Raw genomic sequence first — 17,748 nt, 5'->3', positions numbered from 1 at the left:
AACGGACCTATCCAGGAGGGCTCCGACGCCGTGATCACACCAGCCACGGCAAGATCATCTCACCTCTGGCCAGCAGTTACGGGACAACCTCTAGCCAGGCTTCCCCCCAAGCTGCATCTTCATCGTCGAGCAGGGCCAGACGCATATCCGAGTGGAGTGCCGCCCGCTGCGAGATTCCCAAAGCGTGGCGACAATCTCACCTGGCAAATTGCTGACCAACATGGTTGGTGGCGGCGAACAGCGTCATGCGTGTTGTCTTTGCTGAAGTCTTGCGGCCGCACCCGACCCCTCAGCCGCTACCAAACCTCAGGATAAGCTCAACTTGCTTGCTATCCGATGATCAATCACGTTAATTTGAGGGCCAGTTGAAGCGTTGTATCGCTTCAAGTCCCATTTTCCAACTCTGAGGGTGTCAGCATGAGAGTGGCGAGAAAGATAGTTACGGCTGCAACCACGGCAGTCGCGTCCATGGCGGCATTGCTCGCCGTTGGTGCACCCGCTCACGCCACCACCACCAAGTTCTGTGGTCCTCCCTACGCTTTTGCGCTGGGATGCTTCTATTCGACCGGTGACTACTTCACCGTCCAGGACATGCGCGCAGATGGGAAGCGAGCCGTCCTGGTGTGGACGACGGATTACGGACTCAGCGGCGAATGCCACGACGCGAACGGAGCGAACAACCCTCCTACGAAGTGTGACTACGACTTCAAGGAGGGGCACACCTTGATGTTCTACACGGTGATCCGCGATGGCGCCCATGGCAGGGACGAAGGTAGGTCGGACATGATGACAGCGTGGATTTCTGGTCGATAAGAACGGATGCCGACACCTGTCCACGGGGTGCGGCTCAGCAGGAAGGGCTGGTGCGGGATTTCCGCACCAGCCCTTCCTGCTGAGCCGGCCCTGCTGGCGACGCGTGGGAAGCCAACCACGACGGCGTCAGCGCCCGCCCGGGCTCACTGCACCATGCGCAGTCCCTCGCCCGGCCCCGGTGTCAAGTGTCGTGGCCGGTACGGGAGCGGGCGGCGCGTCGCAGACGCAGGGGAAGTACGTACCAGCACAGGCCGAACCACAGCATGACCGTGCCGGCGAGTATCTCCGCGAGGACTCCCGGCACCACGAACCTGAGGATCAGCAGGAGTGTGCAGCCGATCGTCAGGGCCAGGAGAACCATGCCGCACCTCATCAAGCGGCCCGCGGTTTCCACGACTTCGTCCTTCATGCGCTGGCCGGACAGGAAGCGATGGATGGAGACGGGCGCTATGAGCGAAGCCGTGGCGGCTGCGCCGAACACCACTGTGGCGACGTAGATGCCGCGGTCCAGCGTCTCCAGCTGCCTGAACGTCGGGGTGAAGGCCACGCTGAGCAAAAACCCGAAAAGGATCTGAACGCCTGTCTGAGTGACGCGTGTTTCCTGAAGTATCTCGTTCCAGCGGCGGTTGACACGTTCTCGCGGCGATTCCGGGGCTTCGGCGTCAGAACCCGGATTGCTGCTGCGGGCGTGTCCGTAGCGCGCGGTGTCCTCTCTCGCCGACTCGACCGGTTGCTCCGTCGTCATGACATCCTCCAGGTTTCAGGCGAACCGTCTGCCCGGCCTGGGCGCTTCCATGCAGGTCATACGATCCCGAACTCAAGGGAGCGAGAACGGTGCGATGGCAGGCCCATCGACGGAGCGGGGCGCGGTGACGCCGTCAGGAGACATCGGCAGGGGCGCCGAGGGCGAGCAGAGCGGTGTCGTCGTCGAGGCCGTCTCCGAAACTGTGCAACAGGCCGGTCAGGGCCCCGATCACGGCGGAGGCGGATTGGCCGGCGTGTTCCGCCATGAACCTGGCCAGGGATTGCTCCCCGAAAAGGCTGGTGCGGTCGGCACCCGTACGGGCCTCGGTCAGCCCGTCGGTGTAGAGCAGGAGCGTGTCGCCCGGGCGGAGCACGGTCGTGGCGGTGGTGAAGCGCGCCGCGGGCATGATGCCGAGGAGGAGGCCGCCGGGCGTGTGCAGCCATTCCACGCCGCCGTCGGCGCGTACGACGAGCGCCGGCGGGTGGCCGCCGGATGCGAGGTGGACGCCGACCTGCCCTGTTGCCGGGTCCGGTTCGAACGTGCCGAAGACCGCTGTACAGAAGCGGGGATCGCCGCTGCCGGTATAACGCCCGTGGAGCACCGTGTTGAGAGTGGACAGCGTGGCGACGGGTTCCGGGTCGTGCACCGCGGCAGCGCGCAGCGTGTAACGGGTCAGTGAGGTGACCGCGGCCGCCTGGGGTCCCTTCCCGCACACGTCCCCCAGGAAGAAGGCGAAACGTTTGCCGTCGACCGGGAACACGTCGTAGAAGTCGCCGCCGAGCTGGTCGGGAGAGGCCGTGTGGTAGTGGGCGGCCGTCTCCACGCCGGGAATCGTCGGAAGGGTGTCCGGCAGCAGCGACTGCTGCAGCGCGGCGAGCGCGTCCTGCAGGCGGGCCCGGTCGGCCTCGGCCTGGCGGCGAGCCTCGTCGGCCGCCTTGCGCCGTCGCAGGAGTTCTTCCTCGTAGGCGCGGCGGTCGCTGGCGTCGAAGACGGTGGTGCGAACCAGCAGGGGCTCGCCGGTGGTGCCGTACTTGACAGCCGAGGAAACCAGGACAGGGATACGGTCGCCGCCGGACTGCTTCATCTCCAGAGCGACGCCGTTGATCTCCCCCTGCATGCGCAGCAACGGCGTGAAGTGGGTCTCGTGGTAGAGCCTGCCGCCCACGGTCAGCAGGTCAGTGAACCGGATGCGGCCCACGACCTCCTCGCGCCGCAGGCCGAGCCAGTCCAGCAGCGTGCTGTTGATCTTGGCGATCGTCCCGTCCATCAGCGTGGACAGGTATCCGCAGGGCGCACTCTCGTAGAGTTCCTCCGCGCTGTCCTCCAACAGGGCGGCGAACGCCGCCTGCGACACTCCCTCGTCCTCGGCGCCATGGGACTCCGGCTGCTGCCCGGCAGAGGACATCAGCGCAACGCCGCAAGGAAACGTGTGATCGCCTGGTTGGTGGCCTCGGGCGCGGACAGGTGCGGGCAGTGGCCGGTCGCGTCGAGCGTGACCAGGGTCGAGCCGGGGATCGACCGGTGGACGAAGGCGCCTACCTCGCGGGGTGCGATGACGTCCTGGGTGCACTCCAGCACCAGTGTCGGCACCGTCACGTTCTTCAGGTCGTCCCGGGAGTCCGACAGGAACGTGGTGCGGGCGAAGACACGCGCCATGTCCGGATCGGTGGCGCAGAAGCTGTTCTTCAGCTCCTCACCGAGTTCGGGCCGGTCGCCGTTGCCCATGATCACCGGGGCCATGGCCGCCGACCAGCCCAGGTAGTTCGACTCCAGCGAGTCCAGCAGTTCGTCGATGTCGGCCGCGCTGAACCCGCCCCGGTACCCCTCGTCGTCGATGTAGCGCGGGGACGGGGCGACCATCACCAACGCGCCGATCCGCTCCGGGGCCACACCGGCGGCCAGCACACCGACCATCGCGCTGACCGAGTGGCCCACGAACACCGCGTCGTGCAGGTCCAGCGCCTGGCAGACGTCCACCACGTCATGGGCGTAGCCGTCCAGGGAGCCGTAGCGGTCCTCGGAGAAAGCGGACGGGTCGGCGCGGCCCGAGCCGACGTAGTCGAACAGCACCACCTGGTAGTCGTCGGACAGGGCCGGCACCGTCAGCCGCCACATGTTCTGATCGCATCCGAAGCCGTGGGCCAGCACGACCGGGCGACCCCCGGGATTGCCCATGACCGTGACATTGTTCCTGCGGAGAATGTCCATCGCACCAGTGTTGCAGCCTGCGGCCATTGCTATGCCCGGGGGTACCCATCGGTGACGGCGAGATGGGTACGCGTCCCCTCTGTGCCGGTACGGAACCCGACATGGCTCTGTTGCCGTGCCGTTGCGGCGGGGAACGGGGCAGGGAGCGCTGGATGCTGTGGCGGAACACGGGTCACCAGGCGTCTTCGTTGTGTACCTCCGGTGCAGGTGCCGTGACGAGCCCCACTATTCTGGGACGCGCGACCGGTGTCCCAGGGTGCGGGTGCTTTCCTGCAAGGGGCGCTGGGTCGCGGCGCCTGGGAGGGCATGGACGTGGCCAAGGACGTTGGCCGGCATGAGGGGAAGGGTGTCGCGTGGAGCGTTCAGGCCGGCCGGAGAGCAAGCCGCGGGCCGCGATGGACGGTGAGGTGTTCGCCGCCGACCGTGAGGTGGGCGGGGACCTCGCCGAGGTCGACTGGGCGGCCACGCCGCTCGGCCCGCCGCAGGGCTGGCCGCAGAGTCTGCAGACGGCTGTCAGCATTCTGCTGTCCTCCCGCTTCCCGATGTGGATGGCGTGGGGCGAGGAGCTGACGTTTTTCTGCAACGCGGCCTACCGGCGTGACACGCTGGGCCGCAAGTACCCGTGGGCGTTGGGCCGGCCCGCAAGCGAGGTGTGGGCAGAGATCTGGGGGGACATCGGCCCGCGCATCGAGGCGGTGCTCAGTACGGGCGAGGCCACGTGGGACGAGGGACTGCTCCTCTTCCTGGAGCGCTCCGGCTACACCGAGGAGACATACCACACGTTCTCCTACAGCCCGCTGCGCGACGACCTCGGTGACGTCGTCGGCATGCTGTGCGTGGTCAGCGAGGACACCGAGCGGGTGATCGGCGAGCGGCGGATGGCCACGCTGCGGGACCTGGGCTCGGATCCGAGTGTGCTCCGGACCGAGCAGGAGGTGCTGGCCTTCGCCGACCGGCAGCTGGACCACAATCGCAAGGACCTGCCCTTCACCCTGACTTACCTGTTCGACGGCGATACCGCCCGGTTGGCCGGCGCGACCGGCATGAGCCCCGGTCTGCCCGTCGCACCGCAGACCCTGCCCATCGCGGATACCGGCGGCGTCTGGCCTGCCGCAGCACTGGCCGAGGGCGAGGCGCGTGTGGTGCCGCTGACCGTCGACGCGTTCGACGGCCTGCCCGGCGGTGACTGGCCCGAGCCGCCCGTGGAAGCGCTCGTGGTGCCTTTGCTGCAGCAGGGCAGCACCCCGTACGGCTTCTTCGTGGCCGCCCTGAACCGCTACTGCGACCTGGACGAGAGCTATCGTGGGTTCATCGAGCTGACCGCCGGACACATCGCCTCCGGTATCGGCAGTGCCCGCAGCTACGAGGCACAGCAGCGGCGGGCGGAAGAACTCGCCGAACTGGACCGGGCCAAGACCACCTTCTTCTCGAACATCAGCCACGAGCTCCGCACCCCCCTGACCCTGATCATGGGGCCGGTCGAGGAACTGCGCACCCGGCTCATCGACGCGGACGCGGAGATACGTCAGGAACTTGACGTCATCCATCGCAACGGGCTGAGGCTGGGCAAACTGGTCAACACGCTGCTGGACTTCTCCCGCATCGAGGCCGGCCGCATGCAGGCCCGCTACGAGCCGGTCGACCTGGCCGCGATCACCGCGGAGCTGGCCAGCGTCTTCCGCTCGGCCATGGAGAGGGCCGGGCTCACCTTCGACGTGGACTGTCCCTCGCTCGACGAACCGGTGTTCGTGGATCGCACCATGTGGGAGAAGGTGGTTCTGAACCTGCTGAGCAACGCGCTGAAGTTCACCTTCGACGGAGCGGTTCGTGTGGGCGTGCGCCGGTCCGGTCCCCACGCCGTGGTCACCGTGGCCGATACGGGAACCGGTGTGCCGGAGACGGAGATGCCGCGGCTGTTCGAGCGGTTTCACCGCATCGAGAACGCCCGCTCCCGGTCCAACGAGGGAAGCGGTATCGGGCTGGCCCTGGTACGGGAACTTGTCGGTCTGCACGGCGGCACGATCCGCGCCGAGAGCACCGAGGGCAAGGGCACCACCTTCAGCATCCAGGTACCGTTCGGCACCGCGCATCTGCCTGCGGACTCCGTGGTGTCGGAGCAGGACGGCATCACGGCCTCGGCCACCTCCGACCCTTACGTCCACGAGGCCCTCCGCTGGCTTCCGGTGAGTGATTCCGGCGCGGCGGCCGACGACAGCCCGCAAGGAGTGGGGGCCGCCCTCGGGTCGGGGGCCGGTGCCACTCGCAGCGCACGGGTGCTGGTGGCCGACGACAACGCCGACATGCGTGACTATCTCACCCGCATCCTTGCCGCTGCGGGGTACCAGGTCGACGCGGTCACCGACGGTGTCGAAGCCCTCGACGCCGCCCGCCGCCACACGCCCGAGCTCGTCGTCAGTGACGTGATGATGCCCAGGCTGGACGGGCTTCAGTTGGTGGCGCGACTGCGCGGTGACACACGTACGGCCTCGGTGCCCGTGCTGCTGTTGTCGGCCAGGGCCGGGCAGGAGGCGTCGATCGAGGGGTTGCAGGCCGGCGCCGACGACTACTTGGTGAAGCCCTTCGCTGCGGCCGAGCTGCTGGCCCGGGTGCGCGCGAACGTCGAGCTGGCCCGGATGCGCGGCCACCACCTGCGGTGGCGGACGGCGCTCATCGACTCCCTGCAGGAGGCGTTCTTCGTCTGCGACGAGTCCGGGGCCGTCGTCGAGATCAACACCGCCTTCACCGACATCCTCGGCTACGGTGCCGAGGGCCTGCCATATGCCCCGATTCACCCCTGGTGGCCGGATGAGGCCACCGATCCGGACGCGCACCAGAAGGTCGGCTACGCCTTCGCCGACCTGCTGGAGAATCCCCAGGGTTCGTACACCGTCCCGGTCACCCATCGTGACGGCCGTCGCCTGTGGATCGCCGTGACCTTCAACAAGGCCGAGGAGCCGGATACCGGGCGCCGCGTCACGGTAGGCACCTTCCGTGACGTCACCGCGGAGCACTACGCCGTCCAGCGCGAGATGGCGCTGGCAGCACTGAGCACCTCGCTGTCACGAGCCACCAGCCTGCCCGAGGCACTGTCCGGTGCCCTGGAAGAGCTGCGGTCGCTGTGGCACGCACGCGTCGTGGTGGCCGCAGTCTTCGACAACGGCGAGGAACCGGCGCTCACGGCCACGGACGCCAACCTGCGGTGGGAGGACCTGCCGGCCGAGCGCCGGGGACTGCTCGCGGAGCTGTGCCGGCGGCCCTCGCTCGCCGCCGTGGCAGAGGACAGCGGCGCCGGTGTCCTGCTGGAACACCCCGAGGGACCGCTGGCCCTGTGGGTCGATCTGGGCGGGCAGCGGCCGTTCACCTCTGAGGACAAGCTGCTGCTGTCACTCCTGGCCGGGCACCTCGCGCAGGGTCTCGTCCGGGCACACCAGATCGACCAGCAGCGCGAGACCGCCATCGCGCTCCAGCGTGCGATCCTGGGTCCGGACCGGCTCCCCGACGGCTTCGCCGTCCGGTACGAACCCGCCACGCGCCCACTGGAGGTGGGCGGCGACTGGTACGACACCGTCACCCTGCCGGACGGACGGATCGGCATCGTCGTCGGCGACTGCGTCGGACGCGGCCTGGAGGCAGCCAGCGTCATGGGGCAGCTGCGCAGCGCCTGCCGCGCACTGCTGCTCCAGGACCCCAGCCCCGCCCGGACCTTGATGGCACTCGACCAGTTCGCGGCCAGCGTGACCGGGGCACTGTGCACGACTGTCTTCTGCGGTGTACTCGACCCCGGCACCGGAGAGCTCAGCTATTCCAGCGCGGGGCATCCACCGGGCATCCTTGTGCATCCCGACGGCACCACCCGGCTGCTCGAGGAGGGACGGTCGCTGCCCCTGGCCGTACGGCCGGGCAGACCGCGTCCGGAGGCCGCATGCTCCCTTCCCGCACGTGCGACGCTGCTGCTGTACACCGACGGTCTCGTCGAACGCCGACGGCTTCCGCTCAGCACGGGCATCGAGCAGGCAGGTGACGCCGTACAGGAAGGCCGCGAGATGCCTGTCGAAGACCTCGCCAGCGCGGTGATGTCGAAACTCGCGCCGGTCGGCGGATACGACGACGACGTGGCCCTGCTGCTCTACCGCCATCCGGCGCCGCTGGAGATGACCTTCCCTGCCGAATCGTCCCAGCTCGCACCCGTCCGCAGGGCGTTGCGCAGCTGGCTCGACCAGTGCGACCTGCCGCCGAATGCGGTGCAGAACGTACTCGTCGCCGCCGGCGAGGCATGCGCGAACGCGATTGAGCACGGTCACCGGCACGCTCCAGGACAAGCCGTGTGCCTGCGCGCCGAAGCGCTGGTGGACACGCTGCGTGTCACGGTCGTCGACAGCGGCCGGTGGAAGGTCCCGCAGCCGGAGAAGAACTCCCACCGTGGCCGGGGAATGTCCCTGATGCACGCGCTGATGCAGCAGGTCACTGTCGCCCCCGGCCCGTCCGGCACCACCGTCGACATGCAGATGAGGATCGCCTGATGACCACCCCGCTCACGCTGATACCCGGCAGCAGTCCGGACGGCACCGCCCGTCTCGCCGTCAGCGGCGAGATCGACATGAGTAATGTCGGTCATCTGGCCGAAGCCCTTAGTGGCTCGGGCCGCCTCGTCGTGGACCTGACCGGGGTGGAATACCTCGACAGCGCAGGGCTGAGCGTGCTGTTCGCCCACGCCGAGAGGCTGGAATTGATCTGCCCCCCGTTGCTCGAGCCGGTCCTCACCGTCTCGGGCCTCGCCGATCTGGTCACCCTTCACGGCCCTGAACCCCGTAACGGGCCGCAATGCTGACCCGAACCACCGGGGCAAGCCGCACCGTGCCGCTCGCCCTCGCCACTTGTTCGTACGGCGGTGACGCCCCCCGCCGTACTCGCCACGCCGTAACAGAGCCGTCCGGCCAGGAGTGATGTCTCATATGACCGACACCCTCGACACGACCGTCCGATACACCGGTGACCGCACAGCCGTCGTCGTTGTCGTCGGCGACGTTGATCTGCACACCGGCCCTGTGTTGCGTGCGCAGGCGCTGACCGTTGTGGAGCAAGGCACTCCGCACCTCGTCCTGGATTTGAGCCAGGTGGACTATGTCGACTCGACCGGCCTCAGCACCTTCATCGTCCTGCTGCACGCCACTCAGGAGGCAGGCGGTTCGCTCCGCGTCGCGAGCGTCCCCGACCGTCTCGTGCGCATGGTGACCATGACCGGCATCTCCGATCTGCTCCCCATCCACGAGACGGTCGCCGACGCGCTGGCCGCCCTCGGGGTGGACGGGGCCGTCGGCGGTGCCGGTCCGTCCGCATGAAACCCCTAACCGCGCCACCGGCTGCCGAAGGCCCGTCCGCGGGTGGGCGTGATGGCTCCCGTGACCTTGTCGGCTGAACGAGGCCACCGGCAATTCGGTGCGGCATGGCGGAGGACAGGGCATTCTGCGGCTGTGGTGCACGGCCGACACCTTGATCGCCGAAGTAAGGGACCGCGGACGGCTCACGGACGCGCTCGTCGGCCGACGCCGTCCCGATCCGCTGTCCGCGGCCGGCGGCCGCGGCGTCTGGATGATGCACCAGTTGTGCGACCTGGTCGAGATGCGCACCCTGCCGTCGGGCCTGATCGTGCGGATGCACCTAGGGCTGAACTGAGCGGTGCGCGGTGCCGGACACATCGTCCTGACCGCGTCGGGCGGCTCCGCCGTGCGGCGAGCGCTGCTCGCCGGACAGTTGAGCCAGGTCTCGTCAGCCGTGGTGCTCTCCGAGAGGGGCCGGACCGTCCAGGACACGCGATTCGACAGAAGGCACGGACCAGTGCCGGGGGAAGCGATTGCCGGCCGGTGTAGGGGCTGGTGAAGGGGGCGAGATGAGGGCTGAGCAGGAGCGGCGACCACCGCACGGGACGCGCCTGTCACCGAAGGCAGGGGACACGGATGAGGACCTGTCCCTGCTGTTCGGGACGTCGACCGCCTTGTTTGCGTCCATGGTGGGGCCCGCCCATGTGCTGGAGGCCGCCAATCCTGCATTCTTCGCAGCGATCGGAGGCGGGCGGCGCGAACGTACCGGCGTGCCTTTGAGTGAGCTGATGCCCGAGCTGAAGGCCCAGGGTTTCCTCGGACTGCTCGATCAGGTCTATCGATCGGGGGAGCGGTACATCGGCCGCGACAGTCGCGTCGTCATCGGGGCCGCCGGACAGAACCGTGAGGCGTACTTCGACTTCACGTACGAGGCCCGCCGCGATGTGGGCGGCAACGTCATCGGCGTGCGGATGATCGGAGTAGAGACCACTCAGGTCAAACATGCCCGGCGACTGGCCGCCGAGCAGCGTGCGCTGCTGGAGCAGATCGCCCGTCAAGCGCCGCTGCCCGAGGTACTGGAGGGCATGTGCCGGGTGATCGAGGAGCTGTCTCCCGACGTCATCGTCTCGGTTCTGCTGGCAGACCAGGACGGCCGTCGCCTCCACCACGGTGCTGCTCCCAGCCTGCCCGGCTTCTACAACCAGGCCATCGACGGGATAGCCACCGGTGAGGGCGTCGGCTCGTGCGGCACAGCCGCCCACCGGCGGCAGAAGGTGATCGTCACCGACATCGCCACCGACCCGCTCTGGCACGACTTCCGTGACCTGGCCGGTCAGGCCGGGTTGGCCGCGTGCTGGTCCACACCGATCCTCGCACGCGACGGACGGCTGCTGGGCACCTTCGCGATGTACCACCGCACGCCGCGAGCCCCCCAGGACAGCGACCTTGCACTGGCCCGCCTCTTCGCCGACACCGCCGCCCTGGCCATCGAGCGGCACCACGCCGAACAGGCCCGGCAGGCAGCCGACGCACGGGAGAAGGCGGCCCGCAACGACCTCGCCTTCCTGCTGACCGCCAGCACCGCCCTGGCCCACCCGCTGGACGAGAAGGAGACATTCCAACGCCTGGCCGCTCTATCCGTCCCGGTACTGGCTCCGCTCGCCGCAGTGGACGTCGTGGAAGCCGGACGTGTGCACCGGGTGGCAGCCGCCGCCCCCACTGATCAAATCCGTGACCTGCTCGCCTCCCACCGCCACGTCCGGAACACCGAGGACGACGCCGTCGCACGTGTTCTGGCCTCCGGCCTCACCGAGGTGGCCCGCCGCACCCCTGCCGGGGCCGGCCCCTGGCAAGAGCTGGGCGTCAGCGGATACGTCTGCGTCCCTCTCATGGACCGCGGGCGCCCCTTCGGCGTACTGAGCCTGTTCTCCACGGGCGACATGTCTTTCGACGGCCACCGGATCGCGCTGGCGGAGGAAGTCGCCCGCCGCGCCGCCTCCGCCGCGGGCAACGCACGACAGTACGCGCAGCGCGCCGCCGTCGCCCGCGACCTGCAGTCCGGCTTGCTGCTGCCGGACCTGCCCGACATCCCCGGCGCACAGTTGGCCGCCATCTACCACCCGGCCGGCGAAGGGCTGGACATCGGCGGCGACTTCTACGACGTCTTCTCACGAGGCGACGGCAGCTGGGCCTTCATCCTCGGTGACGTCTGCGGGCGCGGTGCCAGGGCCGCCACCACGACGGCCCTGGTCCGCCACACCGCGCGTGCCGTCGCACCGCTGATCGACGACCCAGTCGGCATCGTCAAGGCCATCGACAGAGCCCTCAACGACCGCAACGCTCACCAGAACAACGGCTTCGTGACACTCGTCTACGGTCATCTCGCACCGGTCGCCGACGGACTCGCCGTCGACCTCGTGAGAGCCGGCCACACACCGCCCCTCCTGCTGGACGCCGACCGCGCGGTGACCCCCGTCGAGGCCCCCGGTGGCCTGCTAGGCATCGGCATCCCTCCGAGGCTCGGCACCATCCGCTTCACGCTCCGCCACGCCGAAAGCCTGGTGATGTACACCGACGGCATCACCGAGTGCCGGGCCGCAGGCACGGAACAGTACGGAGACGCCCGACTGGCCGACGCTCTGGCCACTGCCCGGGTGCGCCCGACCGCGATCGACATCGTGCGGAGACTGACCGAAGACATCCGCGCCTTCACGAACGGGCACACGGTCGACGACGACCAGGCCGCGTTGGTCGTCACCGCGGACGCCCCGCCATCGTGCTCGCAGTAGACGCACGCAGCACGGTCATTCGGCGGATGGACGACATCGGCGCCGGCGAGGACACAGATGCCGCCGCAGACCCAGGCGAGGGCTGTCCGGGTTCCTCGCACAAGCCGAGGCTTCCGGGCGGTTCCTCGGGATTCTCCAGCGCCAACCGTCGGCCCCTTGGAGAGTGGTCAGCATGCAGATACATCTTGGTGAGTTGCTCGCTGCGCCGGGCGGGGGACCTGACCTTCCCACCTGGGGGCAAGTGCTCTTCGTCGTGGGCTTCGCCATAGTCGCGGTCTTCGTCGTGGCCAACCTTGTCAGGGCGAAGAGGAAGAAAAGGCGTTAGGTCATCTGCTCGCAGTCCGGTTGCTTTGCGCCCACATCCGGGTGTTACTGCCGGGGACCACCTGCGCGGCGTTCAGGGGCCGCAGGAGCAGACGGCCCCTGACCGGACGACGGGTACGGGGACGGCCATCCCGGCTGGCCGCCCTGTCCGGCTGAGCACCCTCCACCTCACAAAGCCGGGCCAGCAGCTGCTCATGCCATGCGGGAGCACCGTCGCCACCTGCTGGAGGACGGGTGACCTTTGTCCGCACCGCTGACGCGCCTCTCCATGGAACCCTCTGCGACGGATCACGCACGAAAAGTTCCCATCCACTAATAGTTGGCATATGAATCTGTCAGGCTTCCGGTACCGCCCGTTCCGCCGCGGTGGCCGGTCTTCATCTTGCGTAGAAGTTTCACAGGGGGCGTCAGTGGCGTGGTTCTCGAAGCGAAGAAAGACGGAGGTGGTCCCGGTGCCCAGGGGCGATGCCTTGGTCATTGAGCTGAGCCACATAGATTTCCAGATCCTCGTCCGCGTGATCGAGCACGCTCGGGAGCGGCTGGAGGCCGTCGGCGACAGCGATGCCGACACGATCCGCAAAGCCAGTGGCGCCGAGTTACTACCAGCACTTTATCCCCGCGTGGGCACGGCAGTCGCTCGCGGCTGCGCCGTAGCGATGCTGGTGTCCGAGATCCGGTGGGTGGAGACTGCCGTCATCAACCTGGAGTCCTACGGCGGACACGAGACGGTCCTGATCGAGGGCTACGCGCTCTTGGATCGGCTCGACAGGCTCAAAGGGCGGGCCAGGACGGTAGAGAGGGTCGATGGCATCCTCACGTTGCCCAAGCCCACCCCACGCGCCCCCTGCAGTTGATCGATGCCGTCGGGCTCGTGAAGTGCGAGAGGCTGAGCAACTGCTCACGCGGCTTGCGTGTTTGGCTTCGAGAGAGAACAGCGCGTGACCGCACCACAAAAGGCGGACCAGAGCCCACCACGAGTGACATGGCCACCCCGTGGCGGGCGCGTCTGCCTCGGTGCTCGTTCCATGGGATGGTCAGGCGGTCAGGTCTGTTGTACGGTCCGCGGGCGCAGGCCCGGTCGTTTCCTCATGCCGGAGGGTTGGTGGGGGATGCAGCCGGCAGTGCCGTGGGGATGCGGTGGGTCCGGACCAGGGCGGTGAACGTGCCCAAGCGCAGGAGCACCTCGACGACCATGATGGCGGCGCCCAGTTGAATGCCAGTCGCGGGGTGCTGGACTGCACTGCGTACACCGCCGTAGGCCAACGCACCCACCAAAAGGGTCGCCGCAGCGAACGGCCAGGCGAGCATCCGGGACCAGGCTGTAGATGTGGCGGCCACGGCGACCAGGAGCGACACGGTCAGCGCGATGTCGGCGAGCAAGACGAAAGCCTTGGGGTCGTCGGCCGCGTACACCTCCACCCAGCGCGCGTGATGGGCGTCGCGTTCCTTCGTAAGCGGGAGACTCAGAGCCACGCCGGCCAGAAGCGTCACGCACCCGATCACGGCCGCGATGGCGGGCGAGGTGCGCTGCCGCGCTGCCAGGACCGCGGCCGCCAAGCCCAGCGCCACGGCGATGACCACGGCCAGCAAGACGTGCAGTCCGTCGGTTCCAGTCGACGTACCTGTTGTTCGTGGGAGGCCAGGGCAACCGTCTCACCGCGCTGGACGCCACAACCGGCGCCGAGCGATGGAGTTTCCCGGCTGCCGACGCCCTGTGGGCGGATCCGACGGTGGCCGACGGCATCCTGTACATCGCTGACCACTCCGGCACCCTCTCGGCTCTCGACGCCGCCACCGGAAAGCGACTGTGGGGCATGGACACGCAGGCGGCAGTGAAGAACCGACCTGTGGTGGCCAATGACGTGATCTACGTTGCTGCTGGGTCGAAGCTGCACGCCTGCCTCTGAAAGCCCGGGGCATCGGCTGAAGTCTGCCTCCTTGATGGAGCAGTCGACGGTCAGCGCCTCCTTGATGCTTGCGGCAACCGCAAGGCCGCGGCCGACGGGGCCGCGGGCGTCGGTGCAGGGGGTACGCCGGGTGTGGTGGCCGGCCGGTGGTGGTTCGCCGGCCCCTCAGGCGCGGGCATCGTACCGCCCCCTTTCGGGGCGGTACGCCGGGTGCGCGGGCCGCATGGACCGCGACCGGTGCGTCCGCGACGGCGAACGGGCTGACCTCGTCGGGTCGGAAGCGGAAGCAGTGCAACCGGCCGTACCAGCCATGCAGTTCGGCGGCGGGGTCGTCGTCCATCGTGCGGCCAGGTGGACGCTGCCGTCCACGCCGTGGAGGAGCGTAAGGATCCGCGCGGACCGCCCGGCCAGGCGCATGTCCTCGGCGTCGGCGCCCCGGACGCGCGGGCGCGGCCGCACCCGGCTGCCGCCGCCCACGGGCACCGCACCTGTTCCGCGAGGCCGGCCGGCGGATCGATCAGCGGCACGAACTCGACGCCGTCGCCCACGAGAAGCGTGTGCCTGGCGAGCAGTGCCTGGCCCAGCACCCACCGCGCGGGGCCGCCGGATCCGGCGCCTGATCGGCGTTCTCGGTGCCCACACGCAACCGGGTACAGCTCCGCAGGGGCTCGGCCACGACCGTCGCCTCGGGGCGCACCTCGCCGGCGCCTCCGCGCCGTCCGCACCGCTCCGGCCAGCAATGGTTCGTACTCCACACCGGCCGGCGCGCCCACAGCGACGGTCCGGCCGCCGTGCACAAGCTCATCCGGGGTGAGCGCGCTCGGTCTCTACAGCTTCCTGGAAGGGCAGGTGTGTGACACCGTCCGCGGTCCGCAACGACTCGACCTGGGCGGTGCCCCACCCGTCCCCCGTCGGCCGCTTCCACTCATTTGTGCTGGAGCTGCAGGTACCGCACCCGCACGGTGACTCCTGACGCCGGGCCAGGACCAGGCACTCGGTCTGCTGATACCAGGAGATACCAGGAGTCCGCGGAGCCGGAGAGCCCAGGCGGGGCAGCGCGCAGTGTGCGACCTGCGGAGTGCCGGGACCGTGACCGCAATGCCTCGGGGGAGTTGTACACCGAGGCGACAGCGGCCAAAGGCAGTAGAAGAGCATCTGATCAGCGTTCAGATTGGTGGCAGGGCTTTCCGCTTCGATTCGCCAGGTTGGTGCGGATTCTCCGGTCAGCCCCGCCGATCATTGACGAGTCGACCCCGGCTTCCCCTGCCAGGCCCTCGCTGATGTTTCAGGCCGGAGGCCTGTTTCCCGTGGTGATCATGTGCTGAGCAGCCGGTTGAAGAAGGAACGGTAGCGGCGCAGCGCTCCGCGGAGTTCCTCGGTGTCCACCCGCTCACCCTGGCTCCACTGGCCCTCCAGGTCCTTCTTGTGCTGGGCGAAAGTGGTGGCCAGGGTCTGCATGACGTCCGCGACGAGGGCGTCGGCATCGTGCACGGCCTCACGGGGGTCGTCCACGAACTTGTTCTGGGTCCGCTGCCAGCGGTCACGGAAGGCCCGTTCCTCGTCGTCCGTCAGCAGCTGCGGAGCCTCGTCGTCCGAACCGGCGCCCTGTGCGCCCGTTGCTGCGGGGGCCTCGGAAGCCGCAGCAACGGCATCGGTTCCACCGGTGACGGACGCATCCGCCGTCGACGTCTCGGTGCTTTCGCCTGGATAGACCGGGACTCCCGATGAGGCTTCCCCCGGCTTGGCGTCCGCGCCGGTGGCCGTAGGCTGGGCGAGGTCTTCGGTGGACAGACCGCCGGGGGTGCGGTCCGGTTCCTCGTTGCGTTGCATGGCGTTCCTCCATGCGGGATCGATGATGGTGAGTCAGGTCCGGGCGGCTCGTGCCCGGCCGTCGCCGTCCGAGAGCAACTCGTCGAACAAAGCGCGGTAGTGCACCATGGCACCGCGCAACTGCTCGGTCGTCGCCTGCTTACGGGTGGAGAGGCTCTCCACCTCGTGCGCGGCCCGGTAGTGCTCGAGCGTGGCGCCGTGTTCCACCGAGAGGTCCTTCAGCTGCTGCTCATAACCGTCGGTCGGATACCCCCGCTCGTGCATGAGGGAGGTCACCAACCGGTCCGCGTCATGCACCGCGTCCTCCGGCCGGTCGACGAACTCCTCCTGGACGCTGCTCCATTCCCGGGTGTAGCGGTCCCGCGAAGCGGAAGGCAGCGGTTTGATGTCCAGCGAGTCGTGGCGCCTCTCGCGTTCCCTGAGCTCACGCTCGGCGGCGAGCCGGCTGTCGGATCCCTCGACCGTCCGTTCGTACTCCGGGCCGAAGCGCTGGCGGAGGTGACGGCGCCGCATCAGCAGGGAGGCTGCCACAGCGGCGAGAGCGACCACCACAACGATCGGAATGATGATCGCCAGAAGCGTTCCCGTGGACATGGCCACACGCTCCTCAGGGAGTAGTGATGTGCACCACCGTAGTTCCCCTTTTCTGGCGCTTTATCCTTTTTGTGATGTATTGAGCATCACGGGCCGGTGCCGCATGGGAGTGATCGACTCCGCCTGTGCAGGCCTTGGCGGCTCGGCCGCTACGAAGCCGCCGACGGCACATTCAAGCGACTTCGCATGCGTGATCTCACGGCCCCGAGTGGTGTTGCGACCAGCAGCTTGCGACCATTTATACGATCCCGTAATATCCGAAAATGTGAAGTTCGAATCCGTACCCCCTGATGCATCGGTACTGCTGACCTTGCAGCGTGCGACCCATGCCACCTTGCAGCTGATCGCCGCAGAGCTTGTCGATCTCGATCTGACCGCCTCCGAGATCAACGCACTGGCCAACCTCGCTGACGGTCAGGGCCGCACTGTGTCGCAGCTTGGCGCCGCTGTCGGCACCCGCCCCACAACGCTGACCGGCGTGCTGGACCGATTGGAGCGACGCGGCCACATCACACGGAGTATGCGGGCCGGCGACCGCCGATCGGTGCTGATCCAGCTCACCGAGTCCGGACGCGCCACAGCGGCCCTGATCAGGCGGACGCTCGCCGACCTTGAGAGTCGCGCGCTGTCCGGACTGCCTACGGAGGCGATCGCCCACTGCCACGCCGTGCTGGATGCGTTGATCAAGGAGGGGGCATGAGCGGAAGGGACCACGGTGCGCATGAGCAGTCTCCGGCGTTCGCGGAGCTGATGGGGGAGGTGATGGCCACTGCCGAGCGCTTCGGGCACCGTCAGCACCTTCACGTGACCTGGCTGGCCATTCGGCGCTATGGAACCGAAGCTGCGGTGGGTTTGATCAGCGACGGCATACAGCGCACCGCCCGCTACGCGGGCGTCCCGCAGAAGTACAACGCCACTGTCAGCCGTGCATGGACCGAGTTGGTGGCCCATCACGTGGGACAGCCGGACGCCGCGGACTTCGATGCCTTCATCGATCAGCACCCTGCGCTGCTCGACAAAAAGCTGCTCGCTCGCTTCTACCGGCCCGCAACGCTGGCCGGCGCATCTGCCAGAACCGGCTGGGTCGAGCCCGACCTCGCGCCCTTTCCCTGGCAGCCCGCCCACGGTGTCGCCGCTTCGTGAAAACTGACCCCCAGGCGCTCTCCGAAAGTTGACCCCTCCTGACTCTTGGAGGGTGCTGAAAGTGGAGGACTGGGCAG

At 68.3% G+C, this 17,748-nt stretch carries 16 protein-coding genes; 10 read left to right on the top strand and 6 right to left on the bottom strand.

Annotated features, from left to right (window positions below):
• The first annotated feature begins 468 nt into the window (after window positions 1-468).
• Window positions 469-813 (top strand): hypothetical protein, encoded by a 345-nt coding sequence (locus tag ACZ67Q_RS39040; RefSeq protein WP_471192284.1) that lies wholly within the window; start codon window positions 469-471, stop codon window positions 811-813.
• A 181-nt stretch (window positions 814-994) separates the two neighbouring features.
• On the opposite strand, the gene ACZ67Q_RS39035 is transcribed toward ACZ67Q_RS39040, so the two are convergent.
• The 3 genes from ACZ67Q_RS39035 to ACZ67Q_RS39025 form a co-directional block, all read right to left on the bottom strand.
• Window positions 995-1,558, bottom strand: coding sequence for a DUF6328 family protein (locus ACZ67Q_RS39035; RefSeq protein WP_471192281.1), 564 nt, complete (start codon window positions 1,556-1,558; stop codon window positions 995-997).
• Window positions 1,559-1,691: 133 nt separating this feature from the next.
• A complete protein-coding gene (locus ACZ67Q_RS39030; protein ID WP_471192278.1) occupies window positions 1,692-2,963 on the bottom strand; it encodes a PP2C family protein-serine/threonine phosphatase in 1,272 nt (423 codons plus the stop codon).
• Window positions 2,963-3,766 (bottom strand): alpha/beta fold hydrolase, encoded by an 804-nt coding sequence (locus ACZ67Q_RS39025; protein ID WP_471192275.1) that lies wholly within the window; start codon window positions 3,764-3,766, stop codon window positions 2,963-2,965. Before ACZ67Q_RS39025 ends, ACZ67Q_RS39030 begins: the two co-directional genes overlap by 1 nt.
• 395 nt (window positions 3,767-4,161) lie before the next feature.
• Here ACZ67Q_RS39025 and ACZ67Q_RS39020 point away from each other — a divergent pair, with 395 nt between their 5' ends.
• The 6 genes from ACZ67Q_RS39020 to ACZ67Q_RS38995 all read left to right on the top strand — a co-directional run bounded on the left by ACZ67Q_RS39020 (window position 4,162) and on the right by ACZ67Q_RS38995 (window position 13,051).
• Window positions 4,162-8,286, top strand: coding sequence for a SpoIIE family protein phosphatase (locus ACZ67Q_RS39020; protein ID WP_471192290.1), 4,125 nt, complete (start codon window positions 4,162-4,164; stop codon window positions 8,284-8,286).
• Window positions 8,286-8,594 (top strand): STAS domain-containing protein, encoded by a 309-nt coding sequence (locus ACZ67Q_RS39015; RefSeq protein ID WP_471192272.1) that lies wholly within the window; start codon window positions 8,286-8,288, stop codon window positions 8,592-8,594. Before ACZ67Q_RS39020 ends, ACZ67Q_RS39015 begins: the two co-directional genes overlap by 1 nt.
• 124 nt (window positions 8,595-8,718) lie before the next feature.
• Window positions 8,719-9,105, top strand: a complete 387-nt coding sequence (locus tag ACZ67Q_RS39010; protein ID WP_471192268.1) for an STAS domain-containing protein — start codon at window positions 8,719-8,721, stop codon at window positions 9,103-9,105.
• 73 nt (window positions 9,106-9,178) lie between these two features.
• Window positions 9,179-9,439, top strand: a complete 261-nt coding sequence (locus tag ACZ67Q_RS39005) for an ATP-binding protein (protein ID WP_471192287.1) — start codon at window positions 9,179-9,181, stop codon at window positions 9,437-9,439.
• 214 nt (window positions 9,440-9,653) lie between these two features.
• A complete protein-coding gene (locus tag ACZ67Q_RS39000) occupies window positions 9,654-11,873 on the top strand; it encodes a SpoIIE family protein phosphatase (RefSeq protein ID WP_471192266.1) in 2,220 nt (739 codons plus the stop codon).
• Between the two features lie 794 nt (window positions 11,874-12,667).
• Entirely contained in the window at window positions 12,668-13,051 is a 384-nt protein-coding gene (locus tag ACZ67Q_RS38995; RefSeq protein ID WP_471192264.1) for a hypothetical protein, read from the top strand.
• Between the two features lie 232 nt (window positions 13,052-13,283).
• Here the strand turns inward: ACZ67Q_RS38995 and ACZ67Q_RS38990 are convergent, their stop codons facing one another.
• Window positions 13,284-13,787 carry a hypothetical protein gene (locus tag ACZ67Q_RS38990; RefSeq protein WP_471192261.1) on the bottom strand — a complete coding sequence of 168 codons (504 nt, stop codon included), beginning with the start codon at window positions 13,785-13,787 and terminating at the stop codon, window positions 13,284-13,286.
• Between the two features lie 41 nt (window positions 13,788-13,828).
• Between ACZ67Q_RS38990 and ACZ67Q_RS38985 the strand changes: the two genes are divergently transcribed.
• A complete protein-coding gene (locus ACZ67Q_RS38985; protein ID WP_471192259.1) occupies window positions 13,829-14,104 on the top strand; it encodes an outer membrane protein assembly factor BamB family protein in 276 nt (91 codons plus the stop codon).
• A 1,314-nt stretch (window positions 14,105-15,418) separates the two neighbouring features.
• Here the strand turns inward: ACZ67Q_RS38985 and ACZ67Q_RS38980 are convergent.
• Together ACZ67Q_RS38980 and ACZ67Q_RS38975 are read right to left on the bottom strand one after the other, a co-directional pair.
• The gene (locus ACZ67Q_RS38980) at window positions 15,419-15,934 is read right to left on the bottom strand and encodes a hypothetical protein (protein WP_471192256.1); all 516 of its coding nucleotides are present in this window, start codon (window positions 15,932-15,934) and stop codon (window positions 15,419-15,421) included.
• A 33-nt stretch (window positions 15,935-15,967) separates the two neighbouring features.
• Window positions 15,968-16,528 (bottom strand): hypothetical protein, encoded by a 561-nt coding sequence (locus ACZ67Q_RS38975; RefSeq protein WP_471192253.1) that lies wholly within the window; start codon window positions 16,526-16,528, stop codon window positions 15,968-15,970.
• A 265-nt stretch (window positions 16,529-16,793) separates the two neighbouring features.
• Between ACZ67Q_RS38975 and ACZ67Q_RS38970 the strand changes: the two genes are divergently transcribed.
• Entirely contained in the window at window positions 16,794-17,228 is a 435-nt protein-coding gene (locus ACZ67Q_RS38970; protein WP_471192251.1) for a MarR family winged helix-turn-helix transcriptional regulator, read from the top strand.
• Window positions 17,225-17,671 carry a hypothetical protein gene (locus ACZ67Q_RS38965; RefSeq protein WP_471192248.1) on the top strand — a complete coding sequence of 149 codons (447 nt, stop codon included), beginning with the start codon at window positions 17,225-17,227 and terminating at the stop codon, window positions 17,669-17,671. The genes ACZ67Q_RS38970 and ACZ67Q_RS38965 overlap by 4 nt, the downstream gene beginning before the upstream one ends.
• The last annotated feature ends 77 nt before the right edge of the window (window positions 17,672-17,748 follow it).

The sequence above is a fragment of the Streptomyces sp. NPDC036813 genome, from assembly GCF_055609245.1.
The sequence above is the reverse complement of the archived record's forward strand: the minus strand, read 5'-3'. Positions and strand labels throughout refer to the sequence as shown.